We start from the raw sequence: 4188 nt of genomic DNA, 5'->3' as shown, positions 1-4188 counted from the left end.
CGCTGTTCGGGCAGCTGACGCTGCCCGAACAGCGAAAACAACCACCCCAAACCCGCCCGGACCGATCAGCACAAATCACGAAAAATCGAGGCTAGGAGACCGGCCGCCTTCCTCCGTCGCATTCCGTCCATCACTTTCCTCATCGGCTTGGATCACTCCGCTCGCCGTCCCCGGCCGCCGCTCCCGGCAGAGACGCGGCCGCTGGAACAGCTCCCTGATAGTTACGGACCCCGCGGGCCCCCTCGATGTCGTACTCCCGCGCCAACCTGCGGGGTGCAGCGCCCCCTTGTCGATATAGAAACCGAGCCATTGCGACCGAAATTCCACCGAACTGCCGTACAGTTTGCCGGTCGTGACCTCGCCGGTGATTCGCCGGATCTCCGCTTCGGCCATCGAATTCGCTTGGGTGTCGGCCGCGGATACGTCCCGCAGAACTGCGTCCGCGTTGATTGTCAGCAGTTCGCCACTAGTGGTCGAGGCAGGCGGCGGCATTCTTCCAGCCTGCGGCGTCCGCGGCAATAGATGCCGCGGCGGCTATCTGGGCGAACGCCACATCGTCGGCGCGGCTGTAGATGGGCGGTGAGCCCCACGCGCCCTGCCCGGTGTCGGCCCGCGGTGCGGGGATCGTGGCCATGATCTATCTATTCGGCCCGGCTTGCGCCGGCAATTTCGACTGTGGGTCTCGCGGAGCAATGGGGCGCTGCTGAGAACAGCCGGTAGGCTGTCGAGGCAGACGGGCTCCGCAGATCCAGCTCGCAGGCCGGCGACCCGCGACCGTGTAGACATCCATATCCCCCCGAACACACCGCCGCGCGCGGAGTCATCGCGTGGCTTTCAGCGCGCCGACCGGCAGTAACACAGAGTTCGATCACCGACCTGCGGCGTAGCCGATGGTCTAGGTGCGCTTCCGGCTTTCGCGCACCACAACGGTTCCCAGCGTGTCGTACTCGACGCGCTCGAACGTGGCGAAGCCGAGCTCGTTCAGTGCTTTCAGCGCGGCGTGCGAGTTGTAGTTGTTGGTTTTGCCGGACGTGCCCGGCACCCCGGTGGCCAGTGCGATGAGTTGGATCGGCGGCCAGAGGGCGTGGTTGACGAACACGGCATAGGTCTGCGGCGTTCCGGGGGTTTGGTCACGGGTGGCGAGGAAGATCTGTTCGTCACTGATCTGAACGGGGTTGCCGTTGATCGTGATCGTCGTGGTGGAGCGAGCCATGTGCCGAGATCCTGCCATAGGATCGGCAGGCCGAATCCGGCATCGGCGATCGGACCGCAACCAGTTGACCGGGGGATGGACTACGCCCGGCGCCACTCGTCGATCGACGTCCAGATGGTGTTGTGGGGTGCGTCGAACTCTTCGAGATCGCCCTTCTCCGAAAGTCGTTCGATCAGTACCTCGATACGAGTGACCACTTCGCCGGAGCCGGATGTCCCTGGATGACAACGGAGAAGAGCCGTCAACAGATCGCCTGGGTAGAAGTCGCCTCCGGCGAGTGGGTCGGCATCCAGGACGTCCAGGGCCACCGGAGTCAGGACGTCGACGCCCACTCCCTGTGACAAGAGGGTCCGGAGGTTCTCGACGGTGAGGTCGGTCAATGGGATGTCTCTCAGTTTGTGCACGGTCTTCATGAGCCGAGTCGCATCTGGCCCCGGTGTGCGCCATGCCTTGCTTTCGATCTGCGAAAGTGACTGCGGGTCACGTTTTTTCACTTCTTCTCCCTTCTTGAAGTATCGGAGGCAGCATTCTCCACTGCACGAGATGGTCGCAGCAGGCTGGGGGCTCGGCGTCAGGTTGGACAGTATCGGCCGGTGGCGTTCGGCCGGCCGCGGAACCAGCCTGCGTTGGATCGTGTCCGGGACTCTGCCGCCCCTCCTCGGGTTTCTACTTGGCGATTGACCGCGCAACCCACCGGTGGCTTCCGGCGTCCTGGTCGGCGGAGGCATCGGTGGAGGGGGGAGGGGAGGGGTGCTCATTGCTGTGAGACGCGCATGGTTCGAGCTCTGGATCGGCCGTCCGAAGCGCAATACCCGTCCGGACCGATGCGTCGCCGCGCGATCATCGGTGTCCGGGGTGAACGCGGCGTCCGATTGTCGCCAGCACGGCGAGGGGCCGCGGTCCGACACTGATCGTCATGATCGCATCGTCCGAACCCTCGCCCAGACTTGTCCTGGAACGCATGTACCGGGCCGAGGCCGAGTACTTCGCGGCCGGCGGCCCCGGCACGGCTTCGTTCACCACGCTCGCACCGTTCTTTGCCCCCGATGTGGTGCTGTGGCAGGCGGACGCTCTCCCTTATGGAGGGGTCTGGCGCGACCATGACGGTCTGGAACAGTTCTTCCTTGCGATGAACGCTACCTGGGACCGTTTCGAACTGGGCGAACAGGTTTTTCTGTCCGACGCCGATCCGATCGTCGTCCTGACCCAGGTGAACGCGCGCTCCCGGGAAAGCGGTCGAGAACTGCGTTTCCCCATTCTGCAGATGATCACCGTGACCGACGGCCTGATCACCGAGGTACGTCCCTTCTACTGGGACACCGCGGCCATCGCCGATGCCTGTTCCGCAGGTGTCCGCGCGATGGAACCGGGCGTAGGGAAGTAGCCGCGACTGTTCGAACGACACCACTAGGCTTTCTCCGGCGCGTCGTCGAGGTCTCTGCAAGGAATCAACTCGAGCAACACCATGCAGTCGCAACTCGGTTCGACAGATTCGCCGCCCGCCACCGCGACCATCCACATCGCCCTGAGCAGCCAATGGCCCGGCCCCCAATGAATAGTGGGCGGGCCCCCAGCTCGCCCACTGCTCAACACTTCGACACACGCCAGGCGTCGGGCGTGATCCGGTCGACCCAGCACCGGCCGTGGCGGGCGCCCGCCCGCATCGGCGTCGACGAACCCGGCCTTGTCGGTTTCGCCGCCCCATCGACGGTTCAATACGTCCGTTTGTGCTGAGATGCCGCTGTCCGCGGGAAAGGTCACGGCAGTCGGCGGAGGAGCAATCGTTCAGGATGGGTCGATCGAGGCAGCCCGGCCTGACCGATTACCGAGGTCGGAGAGTTCCGACGACCGGTTGAAAGGAGGAGTCCCTACTGGGACATGGCGTCCACCGCTTTGCCGACGCGATCGAGACTCGTAGCGTACCGTTCGTCGACGGTCATCCGGCTCGTTACGACCTCCACGATTTTCTGGCCGATACTGTCGAGCTCCGCGAGGCTCGACAGTATGTCCGTCTTGCGCATCTGAGCGAAATCAGCCAAGGCAGCTCCGGTCTGCCAACCGTCGTTGGCCTGCTGCGCGGGTGCGATTTCGTCGAATTGTTGTTCCAGGCGGACGCGGGAATCGTTGCTATCGGTGGAGATAGCCGTGCCGGCTTGGCGGGCCGATTCGGGATCGATGCAGATTTCGCCCATGGTGAATCCTGTTCTGTCAGAAGCGGCCGGTGCACGGATGGTACTGAGTCGAGATCGGTTCCTCGGAACCCGGATCGACGAGGGCGGACCCGACAAGCAGCGCGTAACCGACGGTGATGACGAATGCGAGGCCCGCCATGATAATGGCCGGTACTTTTATTGCGATCGATTCGAACCGGAGGACCGACACGACAAAAACGATCGCCGCGGCTCCCGCAACAACCAATAGGATCGTGGCAGTCCAGTTGAAAACTATTGCCGCCATCGGTACGTCGATATCCCGTGCGCAATGGGATTCGAGCAGAGCTTCCTTCCGCTCGTCCAGTTTTCCGTCTGCTGCAACGAGCAGAAGTACCGCAGAAATGAAGCCCACAACAACGACCAGGGCAGAGGGCAAGGCGAGGCGTTTCAACTACCAGGTCTCCTTCGGGCGGATGACGCGAACGTTCTGAGTGCCGCCATCCTGGTTGGAAAATCCCATCCGGTTGGTCAAACTCAGGTCTTTGCCGTTGGTGGTGTGCTGGGAGTACAGGACATCCCCGTTGGGCAGCACCGCTGTGACCACCGCGGTGTGGTGGGCTTCACCGGCGTTGTAGTCGCCGGCCTCCTGCGTGTGTTCCCAATAGAGCACGTCGCCCGGTCTCACGCCGCCCAAACCTACATCCTCCGCACCGTTTTCGAGAAAGAGTGAGGGGCCGGAAGAATTTCGGACAGCGGATTCTTGTCTTTCCTACGCTGCCTGATTCCGCTGAAACCACTCGGACTCTACTTCGTTCGGTGTCC

Annotated in this window: 7 protein-coding genes; 1 reads left to right on the top strand and 6 read right to left on the bottom strand. The window is 63.1% G+C overall.

The window, feature by feature from the left end; all coding sequences use genetic code 11:
* Positions 1-466: 466 nt before the first annotated feature.
* From ACFWPH_RS34655 to ACFWPH_RS34645, 3 genes are all read right to left on the bottom strand, one after another.
* A complete protein-coding gene (locus ACFWPH_RS34655; protein WP_378756546.1) occupies positions 467-634 on the bottom strand; it encodes a hypothetical protein in 168 nt (55 codons plus the stop codon).
* 261 nt (positions 635-895) lie between these two features.
* Positions 896-1213: a hypothetical protein gene (locus tag ACFWPH_RS34650; RefSeq protein ID WP_378756544.1), complete on the bottom strand. Its 318-nt coding sequence runs from the start codon at positions 1211-1213 to the stop codon at positions 896-898.
* Between the two features lie 80 nt (positions 1214-1293).
* Positions 1294-1941 carry a contact-dependent growth inhibition system immunity protein gene (locus ACFWPH_RS34645; protein WP_378756543.1) on the bottom strand — a complete coding sequence of 216 codons (648 nt, stop codon included), beginning with the start codon at positions 1939-1941 and terminating at the stop codon, positions 1294-1296.
* Between the two features lie 188 nt (positions 1942-2129).
* Here ACFWPH_RS34645 and ACFWPH_RS34640 point away from each other — a divergent pair, with 188 nt between their 5' ends.
* Entirely contained in the window at positions 2130-2597 is a 468-nt protein-coding gene (locus ACFWPH_RS34640) for a nuclear transport factor 2 family protein (RefSeq protein ID WP_378756542.1), read from the top strand.
* A 484-nt stretch (positions 2598-3081) separates the two neighbouring features.
* On the opposite strand, the gene ACFWPH_RS34635 is transcribed toward ACFWPH_RS34640, so the two are convergent.
* The 3 genes from ACFWPH_RS34635 to ACFWPH_RS34625 are packed head-to-tail and all read right to left on the bottom strand — an operon-like array spanning position 3082 to position 4051.
* Positions 3082-3405 carry a hypothetical protein gene (locus ACFWPH_RS34635; RefSeq protein WP_378756541.1) on the bottom strand — a complete coding sequence of 108 codons (324 nt, stop codon included), beginning with the start codon at positions 3403-3405 and terminating at the stop codon, positions 3082-3084.
* A 16-nt stretch (positions 3406-3421) separates the two neighbouring features.
* A complete protein-coding gene (locus ACFWPH_RS34630) occupies positions 3422-3817 on the bottom strand; it encodes a hypothetical protein (protein ID WP_378756540.1) in 396 nt (131 codons plus the stop codon).
* Positions 3818-4051 carry a hypothetical protein gene (locus ACFWPH_RS34625; RefSeq protein WP_378756539.1) on the bottom strand — a complete coding sequence of 78 codons (234 nt, stop codon included), beginning with the start codon at positions 4049-4051 and terminating at the stop codon, positions 3818-3820.
* Positions 4052-4188: the final 137 nt, after the last annotated feature.

The sequence above is a fragment of the Nocardia sp. NPDC058499 genome (genome assembly GCF_042719915.1).
Taxonomy (GTDB): domain Bacteria; phylum Actinomycetota; class Actinomycetes; order Mycobacteriales; family Mycobacteriaceae; genus Nocardia.
This window is presented reverse-complemented; position numbering and strand designations above follow the sequence as displayed.

What these genes read in the sequence shown, in the direction of transcription:
- ACFWPH_RS34655 (WP_378756546.1), bottom strand. Translation starts at nt 634, where the DNA reads ATGGCCACGATCCCCGCACCGCGGGCCGACACCGGGCAGGGCGCGTGG.
- ACFWPH_RS34650 (WP_378756544.1), bottom strand. Translation starts at nt 1,213, where the DNA reads ATGGCTCGCTCCACCACGACGATCACGATCAACGGCAACCCCGTTCAG.
- ACFWPH_RS34645 (WP_378756543.1), bottom strand. Translation starts at nt 1,941, where the DNA reads ATGCCTCCGCCGACCAGGACGCCGGAAGCCACCGGTGGGTTGCGCGGT.
- ACFWPH_RS34640 (WP_378756542.1), top strand. Translation starts at nt 2,130, where the DNA reads ATGATCGCATCGTCCGAACCCTCGCCCAGACTTGTCCTGGAACGCATG.
- ACFWPH_RS34635 (WP_378756541.1), bottom strand. Translation starts at nt 3,405, where the DNA reads ATGGGCGAAATCTGCATCGATCCCGAATCGGCCCGCCAAGCCGGCACG.